Below are 23,129 nucleotides of genomic sequence, written 5' to 3'. Positions count from 1 at the left end.
TTTGCCCACTGCCGGTGCGGCGACCGAAGGCAATCTTCGGTCGCTGCGCCTGCCCTGCCCCGGCTCGCTTGAGAGCCGATGCGCGGCTAGAACAGATAGCCCATGTAGATCGCGGCGCCACCACCGGCCTGCACGCCAGCGTTCATGCCCGCCATGACCACCGCCCCCTTGGCCGACTGCACCAACTGCCGGTTGACCGTGGCGGAGGCAATGACCGAGGTCGCCGGGTTGGCGCTCAGAACCGCCGCCAACGCCAGCAGCTTGGGATCAAGCCCGAACAACAGCGCCGTGGCCGAACCGCCGACCACCAGACCCGCCCCCACCTCGGTATACATGCAAGGCCCGGTGATGTCGTCACTGGTCAGGTCACGACTGACCAGGGCGTCGCTGACAAACACCTTGCCGGTGCTGGGAAAGGCCTCCGCCGCACCGGCTGCACCCACGCTCTTACCCTTGAGCTGGATATTGATCTTGCCGAAACGCGGCAGCCGCGCACCAAATCCGACACCCACCCCGACGCCGCCGTAGCGGTAGCTGACGTTCTCGCCCTGGGGCGAACGCAGGATGATCGAACCGCCACTGCCCGCCAGCAGGGCCACGCTCAGACCGCCGCCGCTGGCGGTCTGATACTGCCAGCGACTCTCATTGACCGGGATCGGGATGTTGTAGCTCATACGTTCAAAGTCCTTTAGATGAATGAACCGCACCGCGACCGCGCTGACGGATGCCCCTTAGCAGACCGGCAATGATGAACACCAGACCGAGGCAACCCAGTAGCCCGGAAGCCCCCCACAGAGCGCCCAGGTCATCGACGACGGCGCTGCCAGCCGGTTGCTCGGGTAGGTAATACACCCGCACCGGCTGATTCTGCTGATAGCCGAAGATAATACCGCCCTGGGGGTAGGAAATCTTTTCACCACTGCGGGTGGTGAAGGCGATCTCGGGATGCGAACCACCGGCATTCAAGTGGCTGACGATGCCATCGGCGGTCTCTGCGTGGGCGAGGAGTTCGCGTCGTTCAAGAGCGAGATCGACGGTAATGCCCAACAGGCCGATACCAATCAGGGCAAAAAGCAGACCCTGCAGTATCTTCCCGATGCGTGACGGGGTGAAGTTAGCCATGCTTGTCTCGGTATTCGTCCATGAAAGAGGGAACTCAGGATAGCAAGAAAGCTTCGAGAGGAAATCCCAAAACCAACAAAGCCCAGCACGAGGCTGGGCTTTTTGTGAATTGTAGCACTTGAAGAAAGGCTAATGACTTCCTGGCATCAGCGGTTATGCGGCATCGCTCCAGTGGAGGTTCAGATCACGAACAGCCCCGCCTTTAACCTCAACGGTGCTTCGTTGTTCGAGTCCATTACGAGTACCGACAATGACATATTTACCAGGTGACAAGTTGACATAAACGATAGGGCCGACCTCATTCAGCGTCAGCAGCTCATGCCCTTGCATGCTCTGGATTTTCACGTTGATATCCGGCACATATTCATTGCTCGGACCGGTGGAGAAGGTCATATGCAGGTTGTATCCCTTGGTCTGCTGAATGGCCCTCGACTCATCGAGCCCGATGCCGCCTGACAGATAGGCGATTCCGTTTTGCTGTTGTTGTTCCAACTGCACCGCGGAGTAGTCTATCGGCTCGTTAGTGACCGCCTGCCTTGCCGTTGCAGACAAGCTCGTCAACGCAGCCAGGACGGCTGCCGATACCGCAAGTAAGCGCAAGGTTTTCATGATGACGACTCCCGGGTTCTTGCAGAACCCATGCAGGGATGCCACCACTGAGCGCTATACCATAAACGGTGGTATCCCGATTCAAGTCACTCCTTATACTGTTGATCCCTCAAGTTCGAAAAAGTTTATATTTTGTTCATTGGCTGTTTTGACCGTTCGGGATGAGGTCTCCACAAAAACAACAAAGCCCAGCACTAGACTGGGCTTTCATTGAGTATTAAGGGATCAGTCATCCTGATCCTCGTGATCACGACGGTGATTGCGATCATACCGTCGATCGTCGTCACGACGTTCATATCCATGACCTCGACCTTGATCGTTATCGTCGCCCTGTTCATATCTGCGACCGTGATCATATCCCCTGCCACGATCATAACCGTACCCGCCTCCGTCGTCCCAGATAGGCACGCAGCCTCCCAGCAGGAGAGGGCCCGAAATGGCCAGGAGCATTATCACTGCACGCTTCATTTTGAGGTCCTGAAAGCTGGTAAGAGTAAAATATCGGACCGCAAATCAACTCAATAATTCATTGGTAAAGACAGCGATGAACCCGTGAAATCGGGGGGTATCTGTCTTGCGCCTGCGGATACGAAAAAGCCCGCACATGGCGGGCTTTAGAAATCAAGTAGGTGGCCGGTGCTGGTCTCCGGCTTACAAGGTTTATCAGGACTCTCACAGAACAGTTTTGCGCTGCCCTGCTTCACACGGCATAAGGGCTGGATCTCAGCGCGGAGATCTTTCTAACCGTGTACCCTTCGGAACGCGCCCCACGTTTCCTTGCTATCCTCTTGCGCATCAGTCTGCGTCTTCACCTACGACCTTAAGAATAGCAAAAAGCCCGAAGCGCTGGCCGGGCTTTTTAGAACGATTTTACCCAGGGGGAAGAGCGGCAGGATGGAAAAAGACTATCGCCAGCCATACATTTCTGGTGCCGTTCGAGTGTGGTGCCGGCATCAGCATTCCACAGCGCCTGATGGCGTGCCTGTACAAGCCCAAGCCCTATCCCATAACCTGTTGTGCTACGCGGCTTATGCTGCGCCAAGTGCTGGACAACAACGATAACCTGAGCGATTTGGTCGTCACCTTCGCAAACACCGACAAGGGACACCCTCCCACACTGGAGTTCGTCCGGGAGTGCAGGAGCGCTAGACAGTGCCGATCGTGTGGCTTGAGTACCGTGACAACAAAGCTGGGTTTGAGGTTGTGGACTTCGTCAGCGCCAGCCGCCGGTGCGAACCGTTCGAGGCGCTCGATCAGCCAGCGTCATGGCTAGACTCTGGTGTGCAAGTGGGGTATTGAGCGGATGCCGTCAGTAGTCTGTTCCACGGCCCTGCTTGTCGCACTCCTTGGGCGACACAATATACCTACAGGAGCTTGCCGCCCCCATCCCCGCGATCCCCGCCACCCCATAGGCAACCACTACGATAGGCACCAGGGCAATGACCAGAGCGATGTCCCAGGCTTTAGAAGAAGTGTCCTCGACCTTGCGTGGAAAGCCTTGCCTAGGCGCCAGGGTTTCGGTTTGCAGAGTGGCCCAGGTTGTATAGCGGAAGGCTTCACCCCCCGGCCCCGGCCCACCGATACGCTGGCAGGCGTCCAGCGATTGGCTGGCGTAGACATCCCCCAGTTGGCGCGGCGCACCCGCAGGACGCGCCTGCCGGGCGTTGAAGTCATCAATCAGAGTCTTGAGCTGCGCCTCGTCCGCCTGCTGGGCGGCCTGGCAATCACTCTCGGAGGAGAACTCCTGGCTGGTGCTGGTCACTGTATCCAGCCACAGCTTGGAGTCCGCATAGAGCCCCAGCAGCCTGCCGTCCTGCTGGGACGGGTGATACAGCCTGAGGGAACCGACAAAGCGCTTCCCGGAGTCGGTCAGCCCCTGGAACTGTTCGCCGCTCAGTTGCTGATTGAGGGTGTAGCCATAGACCTGAGGCCCCGTGACCGCCGGCCTGACCGGCGGCGTCGAACAACCGGCCAGCGATGAGGTAATGATCGCCAGGCTTAAAACACTGCACAGTATCCTTTGCATGAAACGTCCCAGGGTAGTTGGGGGCTGAACAGCCAGGCGCAAGATTACGCCACATCCCAACCGCTGTTTCGGCAGTTTTTCCCGAACCCTTAACGCTCCCCCAACAAACGCAGCGTGGCGACCTGTGTACCATCGAAGCGAAGCGCAGCGAGGTACTCGGGGGTAATTGAGTGCATAAGAATGTAAACCCTCCTTGTCGAAATGAGGTAATCACAAACCTAAACAGGGTAATTTTTAAAAAATACCCCATTTAGATGTTCCATTACCCATTTACGACTGGTCTGAGAGCTTGTAAAGGCAAATGACGAAGGGAATGGAACAAAACAGGCTTACCAAGGATCAACGCCGTACCACTGCCACCTATGGCAATGGTATGGCTCACCGCAAGCGGACAGGCAAAACGATCAGTTCGGCCACTGAGCTGAAGCACACTCAACCGACTGCATCAGCACCGGCATATCCCGCCATCTGATCCAGGGCTCGCTCTGCCAGTGCAACAGGCTCACTGAATGCCCAGCCCATTGCAGGGAGCTGAGGCTAGGGCCGTGGTTTGCCACTGTGGACGACATATTGCGCAAGGCAGGTATGACTTCATGGCTGAACCACTGCCGCAGGTGCTGGTTTTCCGGGATATGGTGATGAATCAGCAGCGCGTACATACCGGACTCGCTGACCATCAGGGTGGGCGGAACCGTATGGGTTGGCGTACCGGCTAGTTGGACCCCGGCGCATCCGAAGATGCCCACATACGGCCCGCCCATAACAGACAGCCACACGCAGGACACGAAAAGCCGCTGTGGCGGCTTTTGTGTCTTCCGAACCAGCCAGGACGCCAATCCTGTATCGCTGAGATTCAACGACACCTTGACCTTAACGCCTGGTGGACGGTTGGAGATAGAGGATATGGGAGCACATATCGTACGAAAAGTTTTGGATTGTGCTCTGATTGCGCGCCAACAGAGCCCCATTCAGACGTGAGTGACTATCGGGCTAGCAGAGACGCTGAGGCGGCCAATAATGGGCTATCCGGCCTCAAGCCAAGGCAACGGATCGGGGGGCTAGCGACCGCCTTCCCCCAGAAACGACAAAGCCCCGACTAATCGGGGCCTTGACAGTGTGCAAGATGGCGGAGGCGCAGAGATTCGAACTCTGGGACCTGTTACAGTCGGCAGTTTTCAAGACTGCTGCCTTAAACCACTCGGCCACACCTCCCATGCATTGCGGGCGCCATAATACCGGAATGACACACACTGTCAAACTCTCGTGATAGCTTGTTACAGAGCCTCTGGTATCATCTTTGCGACTGAACATTTCAAACCCGAAGGAGTGTCGCCATGCGCGAACAGGATTACGCCGTTAACAGCGTGCAGGCTGAGCAGCTAGAAGTTAGCCGCGTCCTGCGCAACACCTACAGCCTTCTGGCCCTCACCCTCGCCTTCAGCGGCTTGACGGCCTTCATCTCCCAGCAGATGCACGTCAGGTACCCCAACGTGTTCGTGGTGCTGATCGGCTTCTACGGGCTGTTCTTCCTCACCAACAAGCTGCGCGACTCGGCCTGGGGCCTGGTCTCCACGTTCGCCCTTACCGGCTTCATGGGCTATCTGCTCGGCCCGATCCTCAACCGCTACCTGGGCATGCAGGGCGGCTCCGAAGTGGTCAGCTCGGCCTTCGCCATGACCGCGCTGGTCTTCGGCGGCCTCTCGGCCTACGTGCTGATCACCCGCAAGGACATGAGTTTCCTCAGCGGCTTCATCACCGTGGGTTTCTTCGTCCTGCTGGGCGCGACCCTGGCCAGCATGTTCTTCCACATCAGTGGGCTGCAGCTGGCGATCAGCGCCGGTTTCGTGCTGTTCTCCTCGGTCTGCATCCTGTTCCAGACCAGCGCCATCATCCACGGCGGCGAACGTAACTACATCATGGCGACCATCAGCCTGTATGTGTCGATCTACAACCTGTTCATCAGCCTGTTGCAGATCTTCGGCGTCATGGGCCGCGACGACTGATCGCCCCCGTTAGGCAAAAAGCCCGCTTCGGCGGGCTTTTTGTTGCCCGTGATTTAGCTTCTTGAGGGTTCTGGCCTTATCATGACCACAGGTTTGCTGACAGAGTCCCCCATGAAGTTTGCCATTGCGCTGTTTTCCGCGCCCCACGCGCCCTCTTCCCGTCGCGCCCTGCTGTTCGCCCAGGCCGCGCTCGCCGGCGGGCATGAGATTGTGCGGCTGTTCTTCTATCAGGACGGCGTGCACAGCGCGTCGAGCAGTGTGGTCACGCCGCAGGACGAGCAGGATCTGCCCCGGCAATGGGCGGACTTCGTCAGCGAACACCAGCTCGACGGCGTGGTCTGCATCGCGGCAGCCTTGCGGCGCGGCGTGCTGGACAGCGAAGAAGCCCAGCGCTATCAACGTTCGGCAGTCAATCTGACGGCGCCCTGGGCCTTGTCCGGCTTGGGCCAGCTGCATGATGCGGTACAAGCCGCCGACCGCCTGATCTGCTTCGGAGGGCCTTGAAATGCCCAAGTCCCTGCTGATTATCAGCCGCCAGGCCCCCTGGTCCGGCCCGGCGGCCCGCGAGGCGCTGGATATCGTGCTGGCCGGCGGCGCGTTCGATCTGCCCATCGGCCTGCTGTTCATGGACGACGGCGTGTTCCAGTTGATGCCCGGGCAGAACGCCAAGGCCCTGCAACAGAAAGACCTGACCGCCAACCTCCAGGCGCTGTCGCTGTTCGGCATCGATGCGCTGTACGCCTGCGCCGACAGCCTGGCCGACCGGGGCATTTTCCCGACCCAGGTCGCCGGCGAAGACCTTGAGGTGCTCACCGCCGAAGAGCTTGGTGCGCTTGTTAACCGTTATGACCAGGTGATCACCCTCTGATGTCAACCTTGCATGTGTTGTCCCACTCCCCTTTCACCGACAGTCGCCTGGGCAGTTGCCTGCGCCTGCTGGGCAGCGAGGATGCGCTGCTGCTCTGTGGCGACGCGGTGCATGCCGTGCAACCGCGCAGCCTGCCGCTCGAGGCGCTGGAAGAACGCGGCGACAGCCTGCGCCTGTTCCTCCTCGACGAGGACCTGCAAGCCCGCGGCCTGGAGTGCCCGGCCTGGGCCACCAGTGTCGACTACCCGGCGTTCGTCGAACTGTCGATCCGTTACGACAAGGTCAATACCTGGCTATGAGCACGCTGACGGTGAACGGGCAGGCCATCGCCCTGGACAAGGATGGCTACCTGGTGGAACTGAGCGACTGGTCGCCGGAGGTCGCGGCGGCCCTCGCCACGCGCGAGGAGCTGGAGCTGAGCCCCGAACACTGGGAAATCCTTGAGCTGCTGCGCGGGTTCTACCGGGAGTTCGAACTCTCCCCCGCCACCCGCCCGTTGATCAAGTACACCGCCTTGAAGCTGGGCGCCGACAAGGGCAACAGCCTGCACCTCAACCGCTTGTTCAAAGGCACTCCCGCCAAACTCGCCGCCAAGCTGGCGGGCCTGCCCAAACCGACGAACTGCTTATGACCGACTACACGCCGTTGATCACCGAAACGCCCGCCGAGCACCCGTTCGCCCAATTCGTCCGCATCCTCGGCAAGGGCAAGCGTGGCGCCCGCAGCCTGACCCGCGAAGAAGCCCGCGAGGCCATGGGCATGCTGCTGGACGGCAAGGTCGAGGACACCCAGCTCGGTGCCTTCCTGATGCTGTTGCGCCACAAGGAAGAAAGCCCGGAGGAGCTGGCCGGCTTCACCCAGGCCCTGCGCGAGCGCCTGCAGGCGCCAAGGCTGGCGATCGACCTGGACTGGCCGACCTACGCCGGCAAGAAGCGTCACCTGCCCTGGTACCTGCTGGCCGCCAAGTGCCTGGCGCAGAACGGCATCCGGATCTTCATGCACGGCGGCGGCGCGCATACCGCGGGCCGTCTCTACACCGAGCAGTTGCTTGATACGCTGCGGATTCCGCTGTGCCGCGACTGGGCGGCCGTCGAGCAGGCGATCGGCCACGGCAACCTCGCCTTCATGCCCCTGGGCGACTGGGCGCCGTCCCTGCAGCGCATGATCGACCTGCGCAACACCCTGGGCCTGCGCTCGCCGATCCATTCCCTGGCGCGCCTGCTCAATCCGCTGGGCGCGCGCTGCGGCCTGCAAAGCATCTTCCATCCCGGCTACCAGGCGGTGCACCGCGAGGCCAGTGGCCTGCTGGGCGATACGGTGATCGTGATCAAGGGCGATGGTGGGGAAATCGAGGTCAACCCGGACAGCAGCAGCCATCTCTATGGCACCACCGATGGCGAAAGCTGGGACGAGGAATGGCCCGCGCTGTCCGAGCAGCGCCATGTGAAACCGGCGACATTGGACCCCGAGCACCTCAAAGCCGTCTGGCGCGGCGAAGTCGAGGACAGCTACCCGCAACTGGCCCTGATCTCGACCATGGCCCTGGCCCTGCGCGGCCTCGGCACGCCCCGCGAACAGGCCTTCGAGCAGGCTCGGCGCTACTGGGATGCCCGGGATATATCGATCTGATCGATGATTAACCCCCAGGGTTTGCGCTATTTATTCGAACAAAGGTCTTTAGACTGGACTCCAAAGCACACTTGCCGAGGAGTTTCCGATGGGCCTTTTGATCGACGGTCGTTGGCACGACCAATGGTACGCAAGCAGTAAAGACGGCGCCTTCCAGCGCGAACAGGCGCAACGCCGCAACTGGCTGACGGCCGATGGCAGGCCCGGCCCCAGCGGCGAGGGCGGCTTCAAGGCCGAAGCCGGTCGCTACCACCTCTATGTGTCCCTGGCCTGCCCCTGGGCCCATCGCACCCTGATCCTGCGCAAGCTCAAGGGCCTGGAAGGCCTGATCGACGTGTCCGTGGTCAGCTGGCTGATGCTGGAAAACGGCTGGACCTTCGACCGGGACTACGGCTCCAGCGGCGATGCGCTGGATAACCTGGCCTTCATGCACCAGCGCTACACCGCCGATGCCGCCGACTACACCGGCCGCGTGACCGTGCCGGTGCTGTGGGACAAGCAGTTGCAGCGCATCGTCAGTAACGAATCGTCGGAAATCATCCGCATGTTCAACAGCGCGTTCAATGGGCTCACCGACAATCGGCTGGATTTCTACCCCGAGGCCTTGCGCCTGTTGATCGACGGCTGGAACGAGCGTATCTACCCGGCGGTGAACAACGGCGTCTATCGGGCCGGGTTCGCCACTTCACAGGCGGCTTATGAAGCGGCCTTTGATGATCTGTTCAGCGAACTGGAGCGTCTGGAGCGGCATCTGGGGGAGAACCGTTATCTGGCGGGGGAATACCTGACCGAAGCGGATATACGCCTGTTCACCACGCTGATCCGTTTCGATGCGGTGTACCACGGCCACTTCAAGTGCAACCTGCGGCGGATTGCCGATTATCCGAATCTGTCGAACTGGCTGCGGGAACTGTACCAATGGCCGGGGGTGGCCGAGACGGTGGACTTTGCCCATATCAAGGGGCATTACTACGCCAGTCACCGGACCATCAATCCGACGGGGATCGTGCCCAAGGGGCCGGAGCAGGATTTCATGACCGAGCATGATCGCGAGCGGTTGACGGGACGTGGGGTCTGGAAGAGCTGACGAGTGCAAACAAACCTGTGGGAGCCGGCTTGCCGGCGATAGGGCCCTTGAGGACGCCATCGCCAGCAAGCCGGCTCCCACAGTCACAGTCGCAGCTCAAACCTGGGATTGCGCGCCTTCGAACCAGGCCAGCTTCTCGCGCAGCTGCACCACTTCCCCAACGATCACCAGCGTCGGCGCATGCACTTCATGCTCCGCCACCAGTTGCGGCAGGTTGGCCAGGGTGCCGGTAAACACCCGCTGATTGGCCGTGGTGCCCTGCTGGATCAAGGCCGCCGGCGTCTGCGCTGAACGACCATGGGCAATCAACTGCTCGCAGATCACCGGCAAACCGACCAACCCCATGTAGAACACCAGGGTCTGCGCCGGCGCCACCAGATCCGCCCAGGGCAGGTCCGTGGAGCCATCCTTCAAGTGACCGGTGATGAAACGCACCGACTGCGCATAATCGCGATGGGTCAACGGGATCCCGGCATAGGCCGAGCAACCGCTGGCCGCCGTGATTCCCGGCACCACCTGGAACGGAATGCCCTGGGCCGCCAGTTCCTCGATCTCTTCGCCGCCACGGCCGAAGATGAACGGATCGCCCCCCTTCAAACGCAGCACCCGCTTGCCCTGCTTCGCCAGGTCGACCAATTGCTGGTTGATCTGGTCCTGGGGGACAGCGTGATCGGCGCGACGCTTGCCGACATAGATCCGGTCCGCATCACGGCGGCACAGTTCCAGGATCGCCGGCGCCACCAGGCGGTCATACAGCACCACGTCCGCCTGCTGCATCAAGCGCAGGGCACGGAAGGTCAACAGGTCCGGATCGCCCGGCCCCGCCCCCACCAGATACACCTCGCCCGGCGCATTCGGCGCCATGCCGTTGATCTTTTCCAGCAGCAGGCGCTCGGCTTCAGCGCCCTGCCCGGCCAGTTGCCGATCGGCGATCGGCCCCTGGAACACCTCCTCCCAGAACGCCCGGCGCTGTTGCACACCCGGAAACAGGCCCTTGACCTGGGTCCGGAAGCGCGCCGCCAGACCGGCCAACTGGCCGTAGGTCGAAGGAATCCAGGTTTCCAGCTTGGCCCGGATCAGCCGCGCCAGCACCGGCGCATCGCCGCCGCTGGACACCGCGATGATCAATGGCGAGCGATCGACAATGGCCGGGAAGATCACGCTGCACAAGGCCGGCGCATCCACCACGTTGACCGGCACGCAGCGCCGATGGGCATCCGCCGACACCCGGGCGTTGAGCGTTTCGTCGTCGGTGGCGGCAATGATCAGCCCGCAGCCGTCGAGATCGGACTCCAGGTAACCGCGCAACAGGCATTCGCCGCCGGCGCCGACCAGCTCGCGCAGCTGGCCCTCGATCTCGGGCGCGACAACCCGCAGCACGGCGCCGGCATCGGCCAGCAGGCGGGATTTGCGCAAGGCAATCTCCCCCCCACCGACCACCAGCACACGCCGGCCACGCAGGTTGTGGAACAGCGGCAGAAATTCCATTTAGCCGATGACCTCGAGGCCGCCCATGTACGGCTTGAGCACTGCCGGTACACGGATCGAACCGTCGGCCTGCTGGTAGTTTTCCAGCACCGCCACCAGGGTACGGCCCACGGCCAGGCCGGAACCGTTCAGGGTGTGAACCAGCTCGGGCTTGCCGGTTTCCGGGTTACGGAAGCGCGCCTGCATGCGGCGGGCCTGGAAGTCGCCGCAGTTGGAGCACGACGAAATTTCACGGTATTTGTCCTGGCTCGGCACCCAGACTTCCAGGTCATAGGTCTTCACGGCGCTGAAGCCCATGTCGCCGGTGCACAACGCCAGGACGCGGTAAGGCAGTTCCAGCAGTTGCAGGACCTTCTCGGCGTTGGCGGTCAGGTCTTCCAGGGCTTGCATGGACGTCGACGGCTCGACGATCTGGACCATCTCGACCTTGTCGAACTGGTGCTGGCGGATCATGCCGCGGGTGTCACGACCCGACGCACCGGCTTCACTGCGGAAGCACGGGGTGTGGGCGACGAACTTCAACGGCAGTTGCTTCGGATCGATGATTTCGCCGGAAACGATGTTGGTCAGCGACACTTCGGCGGTCGGGATCAGGTACAGGTCGGCTTCGCCTTCGCGGCCGATCTTGAACAGGTCTTCCTCGAACTTCGGCAACTGGCCGGTGCCTTGCAGGGCCGGCGCCTGGACCAGATAAGGCGTGTAGGCCTCTTCGTAGCCGTGCTCGGCGGTGTGCAGGTTGATCATGAACTGCGCCAGGGCGCGATGCAGGCGGGCAATCGGGCCACGCAGCAGGGAGAAACGCGCGCCGGACAGCTTGGCGGCGGTTTCGAAATCCAGCCAGCCGAACTTCTCGCCCAGGGCGACGTGGTCCTGGACCGGGAAGTCGAAGGCGGTCGGCGTGCCCCAGCGGCGCACTTCAACGTTGCCGTCTTCATCGCTACCGACCGGCACGGATTCATGCGGCAGGTTCGGAATGCCCAGCAGGATCTGGTCCAGCTCGGACTGGATCTGGTCCAGCGCGACCTTGCCTTCGCTCAGCTCGGAACCCATGGTTTCGACACTGGCCATCAATGGGGCGATGTCTTCGCCGCGCTGCTTGGCCTGACCGATACTCTTGGAAACCGCATTGCGCTCGGCCTGCAATTGTTCAGTGCGGGTCTGCACCACCTTGCGCTGGTTTTCCAGCGCGTCGATGCGATCGACATCGAGGCTGAAGCCACGGGAGGCCAGACGATCCGCTACGTCCTGAAGGTTGCTACGTAACAGTTTGGAATCGAGCATGTCGGTTTCTCGTTATCAGAGTTTGGTCAAGGACAGGCCAGCCCAGGTTGCGAGCAGCCCGCCGAATACGCTGAGGGCCGCATAGCCCAGGGCAATGAGCACCTGCCCGCTTTCCAGCAGGCGCACCGTATCCAGTGAAAAGGATGAAAACGTGGTCAAGCCGCCGACGAATCCCACGATCAAGCCGGCGCGGATCTCGATCGGCACCTCGGGACGCACCAAAAACAGGCCGTAGAGCACGCCAATCACCAGGCAGCCGACGATATTAACGGCCAATGTCGCAGTATAGAAGTGCCGCGGCCAGTTGGCGTTGATCAGGTTGCCCGTGGCGAAGCGCGCCAAGGTGCCGACAATACCGGCGGCAGACACGGCAAGGATGGTGCGGATCAAGACTTTCTCCGTTGTCTCGGGCTGTTGCGGTCGAGAGTGGCAAGGTGGTTGAGCTTTTCGCCGATCTTCAATTCCAGCCCGCGCGGCACCGGCTGGTAGAACGGCTGCGGCGCCAGTTCTTCGGGGAAATAGTCCTCGCCCGCCGCATAGGCGTCGGGCTCGTCATGGGCATAGCGGTATTCGTCGCCGTAGCCCAGCTGTTTCATCAGCTTGGTCGGCGCGTTGCGCAGGTGCAGCGGGACTTCCAGCGAGCCATGCTCGGCGGCGCTGCGCATGGCGGCCTTGAAGCCCATGTAGACGGCGTTGCTCTTCGGCGCGCAAGCCAGGTAGGTGATGGCCTGGGCCACCGCCAGCTCGCCTTCGGGGCTGCCCAGACGCTCCTGCACATCCCAGGCCGCCAGGCACAGGCTCAGGGCCCGCGGGTCGGCGTTGCCGATGTCCTCGCTGGCCATGCGCACCACCCGGCGCGCCAGGTAGAGCGGGTCGCAGCCGCCGTCGAGCATGCGCGCGAACCAGTATAGGGCCGCATCGGGATTGGAGCCGCGCACCGACTTGTGCAAGGCAGAAATCTGGTCGTAGAACGCCTCGCCGCCCTTGTCGAAACGTCGGCGGGTGTCGCCCAGCAGGCTTTGCAGCAGCTCGACGCCGATCTCACCGCCGTCTTCGGCCAGGTCCGAGGCGTTTTCCAGCAGGTTGAGCAATCGCCGTCCATCGCCGTCCGCCGCCGCCAGCAGCATCTTGAAACCTTCATCGCCCAGGCTCAACTGGCGCTTGCCCAGGCCGCGCTCTTCGCTCAAGGCGCGCTGCACCAGCTTGTGCAGCGCCGCTTCGTCGAGGCTCTTGAGCACATAGACCCGCGCCCGGGAGAGCAAGGCGTTGTTCAGTTCGAACGAGGGGTTTTCAGTGGTGGCGCCGATAAAGATCAGCGTGCCGTCTTCCACATAGGGCAGGAAGGCGTCCTGCTGGGACTTGTTGAAGCGATGCACTTCGTCGACGAACAGGATGGTGCGCCGGCCGTACTGCCCGGCCTGCTGCTTGGCGACTTCCACCGCCTGACGGATCTCCTTGACCCCGGCCAGCACCGCCGAGACGGTCTCGAAGTGGGCCTCCGAGACCTCCGCCAGCAGCCGCGCCAGGGTGGTCTTGCCCACGCCCGGCGGCCCCCAGAAGATCATCGAATGCAGCGCGCCCTGCTCCAGGGCTTCGCGCAGCGGCTTGCCGCGAGCCAGCAGGTGCTCCTGGCCGACGTACTCATCCAGGTTGGTCGCCCGCAGACGGGCGGCCAGGGGCTGGGCGATCGGGGCACGGCTGAACAGGTCCATGGGGGGCGTCTGAAACCTCTTATTCCTGGATCACGTCCGCACCCTTGGGGATGTCGAACTTGAACTTGGCGGCATCGATGGGTTCATTGGCCTTGACCCCGGTGAACAGCAGGTTGGTGCGCTGGCCGACGCTGTCGACCAGTTGCATGTCATTGATCAGGCCGTTGCGGAACGACAGGCGCAGGCTGTCGAACAGGGTGTCCTTGGTTTTCGGCTTGAGGATGAAGTCGACCACCCCGCCGGCTTCCTTGGCGCTGATGTCGAAGCTCTCGCTGATCTTGGAGACATCGCCGGACAGCAACAGGGCCGGGGTCTGGGTCAGGCGCAGGTCGAGCTTCTTGATGGTCACCTGTTGCAGGTCCGGGTCCCAGAGGGTGACCTTCTGGCCGTCGGAGATCATGGTCTGCTCCTGCGGTGCATCGGTGTGCCAGAAGAACAGGCCCGGGCGCTTGAGGGACATCTCGCCGGCGGTTTCCTGCAACTGGGTACCGCTGCCGTCCAGGGTCAACTGCGAGAAACGCGCGGTGAGGGTCTGGGATTTTTCGAGCAACTGGGTCAAACGTGCCACGTCCTTCTGATCGGCGTGGGCCGACAGCGTGGTCAGGGCCAGAACCGGCAGCAACAGCATGCGGATAAAACGCATGGGAATCCTCATTGAACTCGTTGAAAGGACGTGCCGCGTGAAACCACGCGGCACGGATCAGTCGCGCGACGGCCCGGGGGCGATGACTTCACGCGAACCGTTGGTGTTCATGGCGGTCACGACCCCGGCCATTTCCATGGCTTCGATCATGCGGGCGGCCCGGTTGTAGCCGATCTTCAGCTTGCGTTGAACCGCGGAAATCGAGGCCCGACGGCTTTCCAGCACAAACTGCACAGCTTCGTCATACAGCGCATCGGTCTCGGCATCGTCGTCACCGCCGCCGCTGCCGCCACCTTCAAAACCACTCCCGGCCTCTTCGACACCGTTGAGGATATCGTCGTTGTATTCCGGCGCGCCGCGCAGCTTCCAGGCCTCCACCACGCGGTGGACCTCATCGTCGGAAACGAAGGCGCCGTGGACACGGATCGGCAGGCTGGTGCCCGGCGGCATGTAGAGCATGTCACCGTGACCGAGCAATTGCTCGGCGCCACCCTGGTCGATGATGGTCCGCGAGTCGATCTTGCTCGACACCTGGAACGCCATGCGGGTCGGGATGTTGGCCTTGATCAGGCCGGTGATCACGTCCACCGACGGCCGCTGGGTCGCGAGGATCAGGTGGATACCGGCGGCCCGGGCCTTCTGGGCGATACGGGCGATCAGTTCCTCGACCTTCTTGCCGACGATCATCATCATGTCGGCGAATTCGTCGACCACCACGACAATGGTCGGCAGCTTGGTCAGCAGCGGCGCTTCGTCGTGGATGCTTTCGCGGTTGTACAGCGGGTCGGCCAGCGGCGTGCCGGCGTCCTGGGCTTCCTTGACCTTGTGGTTGAAGCCCGACAGGTTACGCACGCCCATCTTGGCCATCAGCTTGTAGCGCCGCTCCATCTCGGCCACGCTCCAGCGCAGGGCGTTGGCGGCGTCCTTCATGTCGGTGACCACCGGGCAGAGCAGGTGCGGAATGCCTTCGTAGATCGACAATTCGAGCATTTTCGGGTCGATCATGATCAGCTTGGCGTCTTCCGGGCCGGACTTGAACAGGATCGACAGGATCATCGCGTTCACCCCCACCGACTTACCGGAACCGGTGGTACCGGCCACCAGCAGGTGCGGCATCTTCGCGAGGTCCGTGATGACCGGCTTGCCGCCGATATCGTGGCCCAGGGCCAGGGTGACCGGGGACTTGGCGTCATCGTACTCCGGGGTCGAAAGCACCTCGGAGAAGCGCACGATCTGGCGGTCCTCGTTGGGGATCTCGATCCCCACGGTGGTCTTGCCGGGGATGACTTCCACCACCCGCACGCTGGTCACGGCCAGCGAACGCGCCAGGTCCTTGGCCAGGTTGGCGATCCGGCTGACCTTGACCCCCGCCGCCGGTTGAATCTCGTAGCGGGTGATCACGGGACCCGGGTGAATGGAATCCACCGAGACCTCGACGCCGAACTCCTTGAGCTTGATTTCCAGCAGGTGGCCGACGGCCGCCAGGGATTCCGGCGAGTAGTTGAGCTGCTTCTTTTCCGCGGGATCGAGGATCGAGATCGGCGGCAAGGTGCCTTCCACCGCGCTGTCGATGAACAACGGCGCCTGTTTCTCCTTCTCCACGCGCTTGCTCGGCTGCGGCGGCTTCACCGGTGCCGGGGCGATCACCGGCGGCACCTGCTTCTCGCGCTCGGACATGTGCTTGCTCAGGGCCTGCTCGCGTTCGATCAGGCGTTCCTTGACCTTGGCCTGCTCGCGCTTGTCCGGCACCACCGGGGCCACCACCTCGTGGACCCGGTCGTCGACCTCACGCAGTTGCGCCACCAGTTGCTTGCGCTCGACCCGGGCCGACCACCAGCGGTTCAGCGCGCCCTGGAACAGTTCGAACAGGTCCAGGGTGATCTTGCCGGTCACGTCCATGACCTTGAACCAGGACAGGTCGGTGAACACCGTCAGGCCGAACAGGAACAAGGCGATGAACAGCAACGTGCTGCCCTGGATGTTCAGGGCGTTCTTCGCCAGGTTGCCAAGGCTCTCGCCCAGGGCACCGCCGGCGCCCGCCGGCAAGCCGATGGGCGAATGGAAATGGATATGGGCCAGCGCGGCCCCGGACAGCACCAGGAACACCAGGCCGATCAGACGCCAGGAAAACAGCCAGCCGCTCCACTGCCAGGGCTCGTGGCGCTGGCGGAAGATCTGGTAGGTCTTGATCGCCAGCAGCAAGGGAAACACATAGGCGAAATACCCCAGCACCATGAACAGGATGTCGGCGCTGTAGGAGCCGGCGGGACCGCCGAAATTCTGCACATCATCGATCTTGCTGTTGTGGCTCCAGCCCGGATCGTCCTTGCCATAGGTCAGCAAGGCCATCATCAGGAACAGGCACAACGCGCCGATAGCGATCAGCGCACCTTCCTTGAGGCGATAATGCAGTTGCTGGCGCCAGAGCGGAACAACCGTTTTAGAGGGTGTGGCGGTGGATTTCTTCAAAATGATTCACTGCTTCATTACATAACCGGCATTGTACGGATTTGTCCGCCCGATGCCACGCTGTCACCGCATGGGTGTAGCATAACCGACAGCACTTTTCACGCGGTTCAATTTGAGCACGCATTCTCTTTCGTGACAAAGGCTTATGAGGTGTTTCATGAACGCAACCAAGCATTCGCGCCTGATCATCCTGGGTTCCGGCCCCGCCGGTTACAGCGCGGCGGTTTATGCCGCCCGCGCCAACCTCAAGCCTTTGGTCATTACGGGCATGCAAGCCGGCGGTCAATTGACCACCACCACTGAAGTCGACAACTGGCCCGGCGATGTCGAAGGCCTGACCGGCCCGGTGCTGATGGAACGCATGCAGAAACACGCCGAGCGTTTCGACACCGAGGTCATCTATGACCACATCCACACGGCCAAGTTGCAGCAGCGCCCGTTTGTCCTCGCGGGCGACAGCGGTGTCTATAGCTGCGACGCCCTGATCATCGCCACCGGCGCCTCGGCGCAGTACCTGGGCCTGCCCTCCGAGGACGCCTTTGCCGGCAAGGGTGTCTCGGCCTGCGCCACCTGTGACGGGTTCTTCTACCGCAACCAGGTGGTGGCGGTGGTCGGCGGCGGCAATACCGCGGTCGAGGAAGCGCTGTACCTGGCCAATATCGCCAAGGAGGTGCACCTGGTGCATCGCCGGGACAAGCTGCGGGCGGAGAAGATTCTCCAGGACAAGCTCTTCGAGCGAGCCGCCAACGGCAATATCCGCCTGCACTGGAACGAAAACCTCGATGAAGTGCTGGGCGACGCCAGCGGCGTCACCGGCGCCCGCCTGCGTCACAGCGAGACCGGCGCAACCCGCGAGCTGACGCTGACCGGCGTGTTCATCGCGATCGGCCATAAACCCAACACCGACCTGTTCCAGGGCCAGCTGACGATGCACAACGGCTACCTGCGGATACGGGGCGGCAGCGAGGGCAATGCCACGGCGACGGAAATTCCCGGGGTGTTCGCCGCCGGCGACGTGGCCGACCATGTCTATCGCCAGGCCGTGACCTCCGCCGGCGCCGGCTGCATGGCGGCACTGGACGCCGAGAAATTCCTGGACGATAACTGATGCTGACCTGGCTACAACGCGATTCCCTGAACTTCCCGCCCCTGGCCAAGGCCATGCGCGAACCCAATGGCCTGCTGGCCGCCGGTGGCGACCTGTCCGCCGATCGGTTGATCCAGGCCTACCGCCATGGCTGTTTCCCCTGGTTCTCCGAAGGCCAGCCGATCCTCTGGTGGTCGCCGGACCCGCGCACCGTGCTGTTTCCCGACGAGCTGCACGTGTCCCGCAGCCTGAACAAGCTGTTGCGCCAGCAACGCTACCAGGTCACCTTCGACCACGACTTCGCCGCCGTGATCCGCGCCTGCGCCGCCCCTCGCGCCTATGCCGACGGCACCTGGATCACCGGGGCCATGCAGAACGCCTATCTGCAACTGCACGAACGCGGTTTCGCCCACTCGGTGGAGGTCTGGGACAACGGGCAACTGGTGGGTGGTCTCTACGGCCTGGCCATGGGCCAGCTATTTTTCGGCGAATCCATGTTCAGCCGCGCCGACAACGCCTCGAAATTCGGCTTCGCCACCCTGGTCCGGCACCTCGAGGCAGCAGGCTTCGTCCTGATCGACTGCCAGATGCCCACCGACCACCTGCACAGCCTCGGGGCCCGGGCCATTCCCCGCGAGACCTTTGCCCGCTATCTGAGCGAGCACCTGGACCAGCCCAACAGCGCCACCTGGATGCCCTGACCTACCGCGATCAGGTAACCTTCACACAGTGCGTAGGCGTCTTTTCCCAGGCTGGCTTACACTTGATTCAATGCAATTGAAAAGCTTATTCCGAGGGTCGATCATGACCGAGCTGGCGCGTTTGAAGTTTTATGCCACTCAACCCCACTCTTGCAGTTATCTGCCCGAAGAGCAGGCCACCACGCTGTTCCTCGACCCTAGCCAGCCCATGGATGTGCATGTCTATGCAGACCTGTCGGAAATGGGCTTTCGTCGTAGCGGCGACCACCTGTACCGGCCACACTGCCAGAACTGCAACGCCTGCGTGCCGGCGCGCATCCCCGTGGCGCAGTTCCTGCCCGATCGCCAGCAGAAACGTATCCTCAAGCGCAACGCCGACCTCAAGGTCAAGCCCGTCAAGCCGGGGTTCAGCGAGGAATACTTCGACCTGTACCAGCGCTATATCGAGCAGCGCCACGCCGATGGCGACATGTTCCCGCCCAGTCGCGACCAGTTCTCAACTTTTCTGGTCCGCGACCTGCCGTTCTCCCGCTTCTATGAGTTCCGCCTGGAGGGGCGCCTGGTGGCCGTGGCGGTCACCGACCTGCTACCCAATGGCCTGTCGGCGGTCTACACCTTCTACGAACCCCAGGAGGAGCGTCGCAGCCTGGGACGCTATGCCATCCTCTGGCAGATCGGCGAAGCGCACCGACTGGGCCTGGAAGCCGTCTACCTCGGCTACTGGATCAAGAACTGCAAGAAGATGAACTACAAGACCCAGTACCGGCCGATCGAGCTACTGATCAATCAACGCTGGGTCACCCTCAGCTAGGTCAGCGGAATCGGGCCGTATTGACGAGGCCGGTACTAACCCCTTGGCGTGACACCCCTTTTTCGGGCACAATGCACGCCGCTTTTGCCTGGCGCAGTTGCACCGGGCCATTCACTGGACACCGAGGGCTTTACTGCATGTCGAAAGAAGACAGCTTCGAAATGGAAGGCACTGTCGTCGACACCCTGCCAAACACCATGTTTCGCGTGGAATTGGAAAATGGGCACGTCGTAACCGCGCATATCTCCGGAAAGATGCGCAAGAACTACATTCGTATTCTCACCGGTGACAAAGTGCGCGTCGAGCTGACGCCCTACGACTTGAGCAAAGGGCGCATCACTTACCGCGCTCGCTAAGCAAGTCGATACAAAAACGCCCGGCATAGCCGGGCGTTTTTGTTTGCAGCCTCGAATCAGGCCATTTCGGCCGTGGTTTCGAACTCGAAGGTCAACTCGCCATCCTTGATGTCGATGTGCACCACACCGCCATGGTCGGACAACTCGCCGAACAGGATCTCCTCGGCCAACGGCCGCTTGATCTTGTCCTGGATCAGACGCGCCATTGGGCGTGCGCCCATCGCGGCATCGTAACCACCTTCCGCCAGCCAGCTGCGCGCCGCATCGGTGACTTCCAGCTGCACACGCTTGTCTTCCAACTGCGCCTGGAGCTCGGTAAGGAACTTGTCCACCACGCTCTTGATGACCTCATGACTGAGGCGACCAAACTGGATAATGGTGTCCAGACGGTTGCGGAACTCCGGCGTGAAGCTCTTCTTGACCACTTCCATCGCATCGGAAGAGTGATCCTGGTGCGTGAAACCGATGGAGGCACGCGCCGCGGTCTCGGCACCGGCGTTGGTGGTCATGATGATGATCACGTTGCGGAAATCCGCCTTGCGCCCGTTGTTGTCGGTCAGGGTCCCGTGGTCCATCACCTGCAACAGCAGGTTGAAGACTTCAGGGTGAGCCTTCTCGATTTCATCGAGCAGCAGGACGCAATGCGGCTGCTTGGTGATGGCCTCGGTCAACAGGCCGCCCTGGTCGAAACCGACATAGCCCGGAGGCGCACCGATCAAACGCGAAACGGTGTGGCGCTCCATGTACTCGGACATGTCGAAACGCACCAGCTCGATGCCCATCGCCTTGGCCAACTGCCGCGCCGCCTCGGTCTTGCCGACACCGGTAGGGCCGGCGAACAGGAACGAACCGACCGGTTTGTCCGGCGACTTCAAGCCGGCACGGGACAGCTTGATGGCAGTCGACAGCGAGTCGATGGCCGCATCCTGGCCGAACACGGTCAGCTTCAGGTCGCGCTCCAGGTTACGCAGCAGTTCCTTGTCGGAGCTGGTGACGTGTTTTGGCGGAATCCTGGCGATTTTCGCCACGATATCCTCGACCTGCGCCACTTCGATGCGTTTTACCCGCTTATCGATCGGTTGCAGGCGCTGATAGGCACCCGCCTCGTCGATGACGTCGATGGCCTTGTCCGGCATGTGCCGATCATTGATATAACGCGACGCCAGTTCGGCGGCGGCACGCAAGGCCTCGTCGCTGTACTCGATGTTGTGATGCAGCTCGAAACGCCCCTTGAGCCCCCGCAGGATGCCGATGGTGTCTTCCACCGAAGGCTCGGACACGTCGACCTTCTGGAAGCGCCGCGCCAGGGCCCGGTCCTTCTCGAAGATGCCGCGGAATTCCTGGAAGGTGGTCGAACCGATGCAACGGATATCACCCGAGGACAGCAACGGCTTGAGCAGGTTCGAGGCATCCATGACGCCGCCGGACGCGGCACCCGCACCGATGATGGTGTGGATTTCGTCGATGAACAGGATCGCCTGCGGACGTTTTTTCAGCTCGCCGAGCAACGCCTTGAAGCGCTTCTCGAAATCGCCGCGGTATTTGGTACCGGCCAGCAACGCGCCCAGGTCGAGGGAATAGACCACGCTATTGGCCAGCAGGTCCGGCACCTGGTTGTCGACGATGCGCTTGGCCAGGCCCTCGGCGATGGCCGTCTTGCCCACGCCCGCCTCACCCACCAGCAGCGGGTTGTTCTTGCGCCGACGCGCGAGGATCTGCGCCACGCGCTCGACTTCCAGCTCACGCCCGACCAACGGATCGATACGACCCTGGCGCGCCAGTTCGTTCAGATTGCTGGCGTAAGCGTCCAGTGGATTGCCTGAAGATGAAGACTCACCGCCCTCTTCGTCCTGCATGTCTTGCTCGCCTTCGGAGTGATCGCCGTGCCCGGGCACCTTGGAGATGCCATGGGCGATGTAGTTGACGACGTCGATACGTGCAACGCTTTGTTGCTTGAGCAGGAACACCGCCTGGCTTTCCTGTTCACTGAAGATCGCGACCAGCACATTGGCGCCCGTCACTTCACGCTTACCGGAACTCTGCACATGGAAGACAGCACGTTGCAGGACCCGCTGGAAGCCCAGGGTTGGCTGGGTTTCGCGATCTTCGTCGTGGACGGGGATCAGCGGCGTGGTGGAGTCGATGAACTCCTGCAGGTCGTGCTTGAGTTTGTCGAGGTTGGCGCCACAGGCACGCAGGACGGTAGCGGCCGCCTCATTATCCAAAAGGGCCAGCAGCAGGTGCTCGACGGTCATGAATTCATGACGCTTCGAACGAGCCTCCTTGAAGGCAAGATTGAGGGTGACTTCGAGTTCGCGGTTTAACATAGTTCACCTCATACCCAAGTGGTCGGCATTAACCGTCCTTCTCGATTTCACAGAGTAGCGGATGCTGGCTTTCCCTGGCGTACTGGTTGACCTGCATGGCCTTGGTCTCGGCGATGTCGCGGGTAAACACTCCACATACTGCCCGTCCTTCCGTGTGGACGGCCAGCATGACCTTGGTCGCCAGCTCGCGATTCAGGTTAAAAAACACCTCGAGCACTTCGACGACGAAATCCATCGGTGTGTAGTCATCGTTGAACAAAACCACCTTGTACATCGGTGGCGCCTGCAACGCGGGCTTGGATTCCTGTACAGCAATACCCGCGGAATCGTCGTCGTGGGAATCCGGGCGATCCTGATTGAATGTTAGTCGAATCTGGCTGATTGCATGCATGGAAAGAAAGGTTCGTCAGTTGTGCAATTACAGTGATGGGGGCGTTTCGGACAGATTTCAACACTGTCCGCCAGGCCGCCTTGACTATCGGCAAAACGGTGTTACAACCAATAGAGCCCAGATTGGGTAATAAAGGTCCATACCGTCAACCGTTTTTCTGGTTCACGCAGTGAAGGATGAACTGGATGATACTCCAGTGATGGGGTCGTTTGCAGAGGGATATGAGCATGCTGAGTGGTAAAGTCAAGTGGTTCAACAATGCCAAGGGCTACGGCTTCATCATTGAAGAAGGCAAGAATGAAGACCTGTTCGCCCACTACTCCGCCATCCAGATGGATGGCTATAAAACCCTTAAGGCTGGCCAGGCAGTAAGCTTTGAGATCATCCAGGGCCCCAAGGGGCTGCACGCGGTCAACATCCGGCAACTCGTGACCGCCACAACCCCCGCCACCAAGCCGCAGAACGCCGGGGCCCAAGCCCCCGCCGCAACGGCCAGAGCCTGAAAGCAGAAGCTCCCAG

General features: G+C 61.6%; 24 protein-coding genes, 1 tRNA gene and 1 pseudogene. 12 read left to right on the top strand and 14 right to left on the bottom strand.

Annotated elements, in window-relative coordinates; translation table 11 throughout:
• Positions 1–86: 86 nt before the first annotated feature.
• The 6 genes and pseudogenes from NUH87_RS27985 to NUH87_RS27960 form a co-directional block, all read right to left on the bottom strand.
• Positions 87–674, bottom strand: coding sequence for a hypothetical protein (locus NUH87_RS27985; RefSeq protein WP_338523535.1), 588 nt, complete (start codon positions 672–674; stop codon positions 87–89).
• A 4-nt stretch (positions 675–678) separates the two neighbouring features.
• Positions 679–1,122, bottom strand: coding sequence for a DUF3592 domain-containing protein (locus tag NUH87_RS27980; RefSeq protein WP_338523534.1), 444 nt, complete (start codon positions 1,120–1,122; stop codon positions 679–681).
• Between the two features lie 153 nt (positions 1,123–1,275).
• Positions 1,276–1,731 (bottom strand): hypothetical protein, encoded by a 456-nt coding sequence (locus NUH87_RS27975; RefSeq protein WP_040069218.1) that lies wholly within the window; start codon positions 1,729–1,731, stop codon positions 1,276–1,278.
• A 1,309-nt stretch (positions 1,732–3,040) separates the two neighbouring features.
• Entirely contained in the window at positions 3,041–3,757 is a 717-nt protein-coding gene (locus NUH87_RS27970) for a hypothetical protein (protein WP_338523532.1), read from the bottom strand.
• A gap of 404 nt (positions 3,758–4,161) precedes the next feature.
• Positions 4,162–4,440 (bottom strand): annotated as a pseudogene (locus NUH87_RS27965) (hypothetical protein); the annotation flags it as partial.
• A 441-nt stretch (positions 4,441–4,881) separates the two neighbouring features.
• A tRNA-Ser gene (locus tag NUH87_RS27960) sits at positions 4,882–4,969 on the bottom strand.
• Between the two features lie 122 nt (positions 4,970–5,091).
• Here NUH87_RS27960 and NUH87_RS27955 point away from each other — a divergent pair.
• The 7 genes from NUH87_RS27955 to NUH87_RS27925 all read left to right on the top strand — a co-directional run bounded on the left by NUH87_RS27955 (position 5,092) and on the right by NUH87_RS27925 (position 9,344).
• Positions 5,092–5,760: a Bax inhibitor-1/YccA family protein gene (locus NUH87_RS27955; RefSeq protein ID WP_040069257.1), complete on the top strand. Its 669-nt coding sequence runs from the start codon at positions 5,092–5,094 to the stop codon at positions 5,758–5,760.
• A gap of 111 nt (positions 5,761–5,871) precedes the next feature.
• On the top strand, positions 5,872–6,264 hold the full coding sequence (tusD, locus tag NUH87_RS27950; RefSeq protein WP_338523530.1) for a sulfurtransferase complex subunit TusD: 393 nt from the start codon (positions 5,872–5,874) through the stop codon (positions 6,262–6,264).
• Position 6,265: 1 nt separating this feature from the next.
• Positions 6,266–6,628 carry a sulfurtransferase complex subunit TusC gene (gene tusC / locus NUH87_RS27945; protein WP_338523529.1) on the top strand — a complete coding sequence of 121 codons (363 nt, stop codon included), beginning with the start codon at positions 6,266–6,268 and terminating at the stop codon, positions 6,626–6,628.
• Positions 6,628–6,927 (top strand): sulfurtransferase complex subunit TusB, encoded by a 300-nt coding sequence (gene tusB / locus NUH87_RS27940; RefSeq protein WP_040069263.1) that lies wholly within the window; start codon positions 6,628–6,630, stop codon positions 6,925–6,927. Before tusC ends, tusB begins: the two co-directional genes overlap by 1 nt.
• Positions 6,924–7,259, top strand: a complete 336-nt coding sequence (locus NUH87_RS27935) for a TusE/DsrC/DsvC family sulfur relay protein (RefSeq protein WP_338523528.1) — start codon at positions 6,924–6,926, stop codon at positions 7,257–7,259. Before tusB ends, NUH87_RS27935 begins: the two co-directional genes overlap by 4 nt.
• 14 nt (positions 7,260–7,273) lie before the next feature.
• Positions 7,274–8,257, top strand: a complete 984-nt coding sequence (locus tag NUH87_RS27930) for a glycosyl transferase family protein (protein ID WP_209437188.1) — start codon at positions 7,274–7,276, stop codon at positions 8,255–8,257.
• A gap of 88 nt (positions 8,258–8,345) precedes the next feature.
• Positions 8,346–9,344 carry a glutathione S-transferase family protein gene (locus NUH87_RS27925; protein ID WP_338523527.1) on the top strand — a complete coding sequence of 333 codons (999 nt, stop codon included), beginning with the start codon at positions 8,346–8,348 and terminating at the stop codon, positions 9,342–9,344.
• A gap of 96 nt (positions 9,345–9,440) precedes the next feature.
• Here NUH87_RS27925 and cysG read toward each other — a convergent pair whose 3' ends face one another.
• From cysG to ftsK, 6 genes are read right to left on the bottom strand one after another with little or no spacing between them, the layout of a single operon-like run.
• Entirely contained in the window at positions 9,441–10,832 is a 1,392-nt protein-coding gene (cysG, locus tag NUH87_RS27920) for a siroheme synthase CysG (RefSeq protein WP_338523526.1), read from the bottom strand.
• Positions 10,833–12,113: a serine--tRNA ligase gene (gene serS, locus NUH87_RS27915; RefSeq protein WP_338523525.1), complete on the bottom strand. Its 1,281-nt coding sequence runs from the start codon at positions 12,111–12,113 to the stop codon at positions 10,833–10,835.
• 15 nt (positions 12,114–12,128) lie between these two features.
• The gene (gene crcB, locus NUH87_RS27910; RefSeq protein WP_338523524.1) at positions 12,129–12,503 is read right to left on the bottom strand and encodes a fluoride efflux transporter CrcB; all 375 of its coding nucleotides are present in this window, start codon (positions 12,501–12,503) and stop codon (positions 12,129–12,131) included.
• Entirely contained in the window at positions 12,500–13,825 is a 1,326-nt protein-coding gene (locus NUH87_RS27905; protein WP_040069281.1) for a replication-associated recombination protein A, read from the bottom strand. The genes crcB and NUH87_RS27905 overlap by 4 nt, the downstream gene beginning before the upstream one ends.
• Positions 13,826–13,844: 19 nt before the next feature.
• Positions 13,845–14,468, bottom strand: a complete 624-nt coding sequence (lolA, locus tag NUH87_RS27900) for an outer membrane lipoprotein chaperone LolA (protein ID WP_338523523.1) — start codon at positions 14,466–14,468, stop codon at positions 13,845–13,847.
• Between the two features lie 57 nt (positions 14,469–14,525).
• Complete coding sequence (gene ftsK, locus NUH87_RS27895; protein ID WP_338523522.1) at positions 14,526–16,937, bottom strand: DNA translocase FtsK; 2,412 nt, start codon at positions 16,935–16,937, stop codon at positions 14,526–14,528.
• Positions 16,938–17,094: 157 nt separating this feature from the next.
• Here ftsK and trxB point away from each other — a divergent pair, with 157 nt between their 5' ends.
• The 4 genes from trxB to infA all read left to right on the top strand — a co-directional run bounded on the left by trxB (position 17,095) and on the right by infA (position 19,892).
• On the top strand, positions 17,095–18,045 hold the full coding sequence (trxB, locus tag NUH87_RS27890) for a thioredoxin-disulfide reductase (protein ID WP_338523521.1): 951 nt from the start codon (positions 17,095–17,097) through the stop codon (positions 18,043–18,045).
• A complete protein-coding gene (aat, locus tag NUH87_RS27885) occupies positions 18,045–18,725 on the top strand; it encodes a leucyl/phenylalanyl-tRNA--protein transferase (protein ID WP_338523520.1) in 681 nt (226 codons plus the stop codon). Before trxB ends, aat begins: the two co-directional genes overlap by 1 nt.
• Before the next feature lie 103 nt (positions 18,726–18,828).
• The gene (locus NUH87_RS27880) at positions 18,829–19,536 is read left to right on the top strand and encodes an arginyltransferase (RefSeq protein WP_338523519.1); all 708 of its coding nucleotides are present in this window, start codon (positions 18,829–18,831) and stop codon (positions 19,534–19,536) included.
• A 137-nt stretch (positions 19,537–19,673) separates the two neighbouring features.
• A complete protein-coding gene (infA, locus tag NUH87_RS27875) occupies positions 19,674–19,892 on the top strand; it encodes a translation initiation factor IF-1 (RefSeq protein WP_002553999.1) in 219 nt (72 codons plus the stop codon).
• Positions 19,893–19,948: 56 nt separating this feature from the next.
• Here the strand turns inward: infA and clpA are convergent, their stop codons facing one another.
• Both clpA and clpS read right to left on the bottom strand, forming a co-directional pair.
• Positions 19,949–22,219, bottom strand: a complete 2,271-nt coding sequence (gene clpA, locus NUH87_RS27870) for an ATP-dependent Clp protease ATP-binding subunit ClpA (RefSeq protein ID WP_040069300.1) — start codon at positions 22,217–22,219, stop codon at positions 19,949–19,951.
• Between the two features lie 28 nt (positions 22,220–22,247).
• Entirely contained in the window at positions 22,248–22,610 is a 363-nt protein-coding gene (clpS, locus tag NUH87_RS27865) for an ATP-dependent Clp protease adapter ClpS (protein ID WP_040069302.1), read from the bottom strand.
• Positions 22,611–22,837: 227 nt separating this feature from the next.
• On the opposite strand from clpS, the gene cspD reads away from it, so the two are divergent.
• Positions 22,838–23,113: a cold shock domain-containing protein CspD gene (cspD, locus tag NUH87_RS27860; RefSeq protein WP_338523516.1), complete on the top strand. Its 276-nt coding sequence runs from the start codon at positions 22,838–22,840 to the stop codon at positions 23,111–23,113.
• The last annotated feature ends 16 nt before the right edge of the window (positions 23,114–23,129 follow it).

This window comes from Pseudomonas batumici (assembly GCF_036585405.1).
GTDB lineage: Bacteria > Pseudomonadota > Gammaproteobacteria > Pseudomonadales > Pseudomonadaceae > Aquipseudomonas > Aquipseudomonas batumici.
This window is presented reverse-complemented; position numbering and strand designations above follow the sequence as displayed.

What these genes read in the sequence shown, in the direction of transcription:
- cspD (WP_338523516.1), top strand. Translation starts at nt 22,838, where the DNA reads ATGCTGAGTGGTAAAGTCAAGTGGTTCAACAATGCCAAGGGCTACGGC.
- tusD (WP_338523530.1), top strand. Translation starts at nt 5,872, where the DNA reads ATGAAGTTTGCCATTGCGCTGTTTTCCGCGCCCCACGCGCCCTCTTCC.
- NUH87_RS27925 (WP_338523527.1), top strand. Translation starts at nt 8,346, where the DNA reads ATGGGCCTTTTGATCGACGGTCGTTGGCACGACCAATGGTACGCAAGC.
- lolA (WP_338523523.1), bottom strand. Translation starts at nt 14,468, where the DNA reads ATGCGTTTTATCCGCATGCTGTTGCTGCCGGTTCTGGCCCTGACCACG.
- clpS (WP_040069302.1), bottom strand. Translation starts at nt 22,610, where the DNA reads ATGCATGCAATCAGCCAGATTCGACTAACATTCAATCAGGATCGCCCG.
- NUH87_RS27955 (WP_040069257.1), top strand. Translation starts at nt 5,092, where the DNA reads ATGCGCGAACAGGATTACGCCGTTAACAGCGTGCAGGCTGAGCAGCTA.
- aat (WP_338523520.1), top strand. Translation starts at nt 18,045, where the DNA reads ATGCTGACCTGGCTACAACGCGATTCCCTGAACTTCCCGCCCCTGGCC.
- NUH87_RS27905 (WP_040069281.1), bottom strand. Translation starts at nt 13,825, where the DNA reads ATGGACCTGTTCAGCCGTGCCCCGATCGCCCAGCCCCTGGCCGCCCGT.
- cysG (WP_338523526.1), bottom strand. Translation starts at nt 10,832, where the DNA reads ATGGAATTTCTGCCGCTGTTCCACAACCTGCGTGGCCGGCGTGTGCTG.
- NUH87_RS27985 (WP_338523535.1), bottom strand. Translation starts at nt 674, where the DNA reads ATGAGCTACAACATCCCGATCCCGGTCAATGAGAGTCGCTGGCAGTAT.
- clpA (WP_040069300.1), bottom strand. Translation starts at nt 22,219, where the DNA reads ATGTTAAACCGCGAACTCGAAGTCACCCTCAATCTTGCCTTCAAGGAG.
- tusB (WP_040069263.1), top strand. Translation starts at nt 6,628, where the DNA reads ATGTCAACCTTGCATGTGTTGTCCCACTCCCCTTTCACCGACAGTCGC.
- NUH87_RS27975 (WP_040069218.1), bottom strand. Translation starts at nt 1,731, where the DNA reads ATGAAAACCTTGCGCTTACTTGCGGTATCGGCAGCCGTCCTGGCTGCG.
- tusC (WP_338523529.1), top strand. Translation starts at nt 6,266, where the DNA reads ATGCCCAAGTCCCTGCTGATTATCAGCCGCCAGGCCCCCTGGTCCGGC.
- infA (WP_002553999.1), top strand. Translation starts at nt 19,674, where the DNA reads ATGTCGAAAGAAGACAGCTTCGAAATGGAAGGCACTGTCGTCGACACC.
- NUH87_RS27880 (WP_338523519.1), top strand. Translation starts at nt 18,829, where the DNA reads ATGACCGAGCTGGCGCGTTTGAAGTTTTATGCCACTCAACCCCACTCT.
- NUH87_RS27970 (WP_338523532.1), bottom strand. Translation starts at nt 3,757, where the DNA reads ATGCAAAGGATACTGTGCAGTGTTTTAAGCCTGGCGATCATTACCTCA.
- NUH87_RS27980 (WP_338523534.1), bottom strand. Translation starts at nt 1,122, where the DNA reads ATGGCTAACTTCACCCCGTCACGCATCGGGAAGATACTGCAGGGTCTG.
- NUH87_RS27935 (WP_338523528.1), top strand. Translation starts at nt 6,924, where the DNA reads ATGAGCACGCTGACGGTGAACGGGCAGGCCATCGCCCTGGACAAGGAT.
- serS (WP_338523525.1), bottom strand. Translation starts at nt 12,113, where the DNA reads ATGCTCGATTCCAAACTGTTACGTAGCAACCTTCAGGACGTAGCGGAT.
- trxB (WP_338523521.1), top strand. Translation starts at nt 17,095, where the DNA reads ATGAACGCAACCAAGCATTCGCGCCTGATCATCCTGGGTTCCGGCCCC.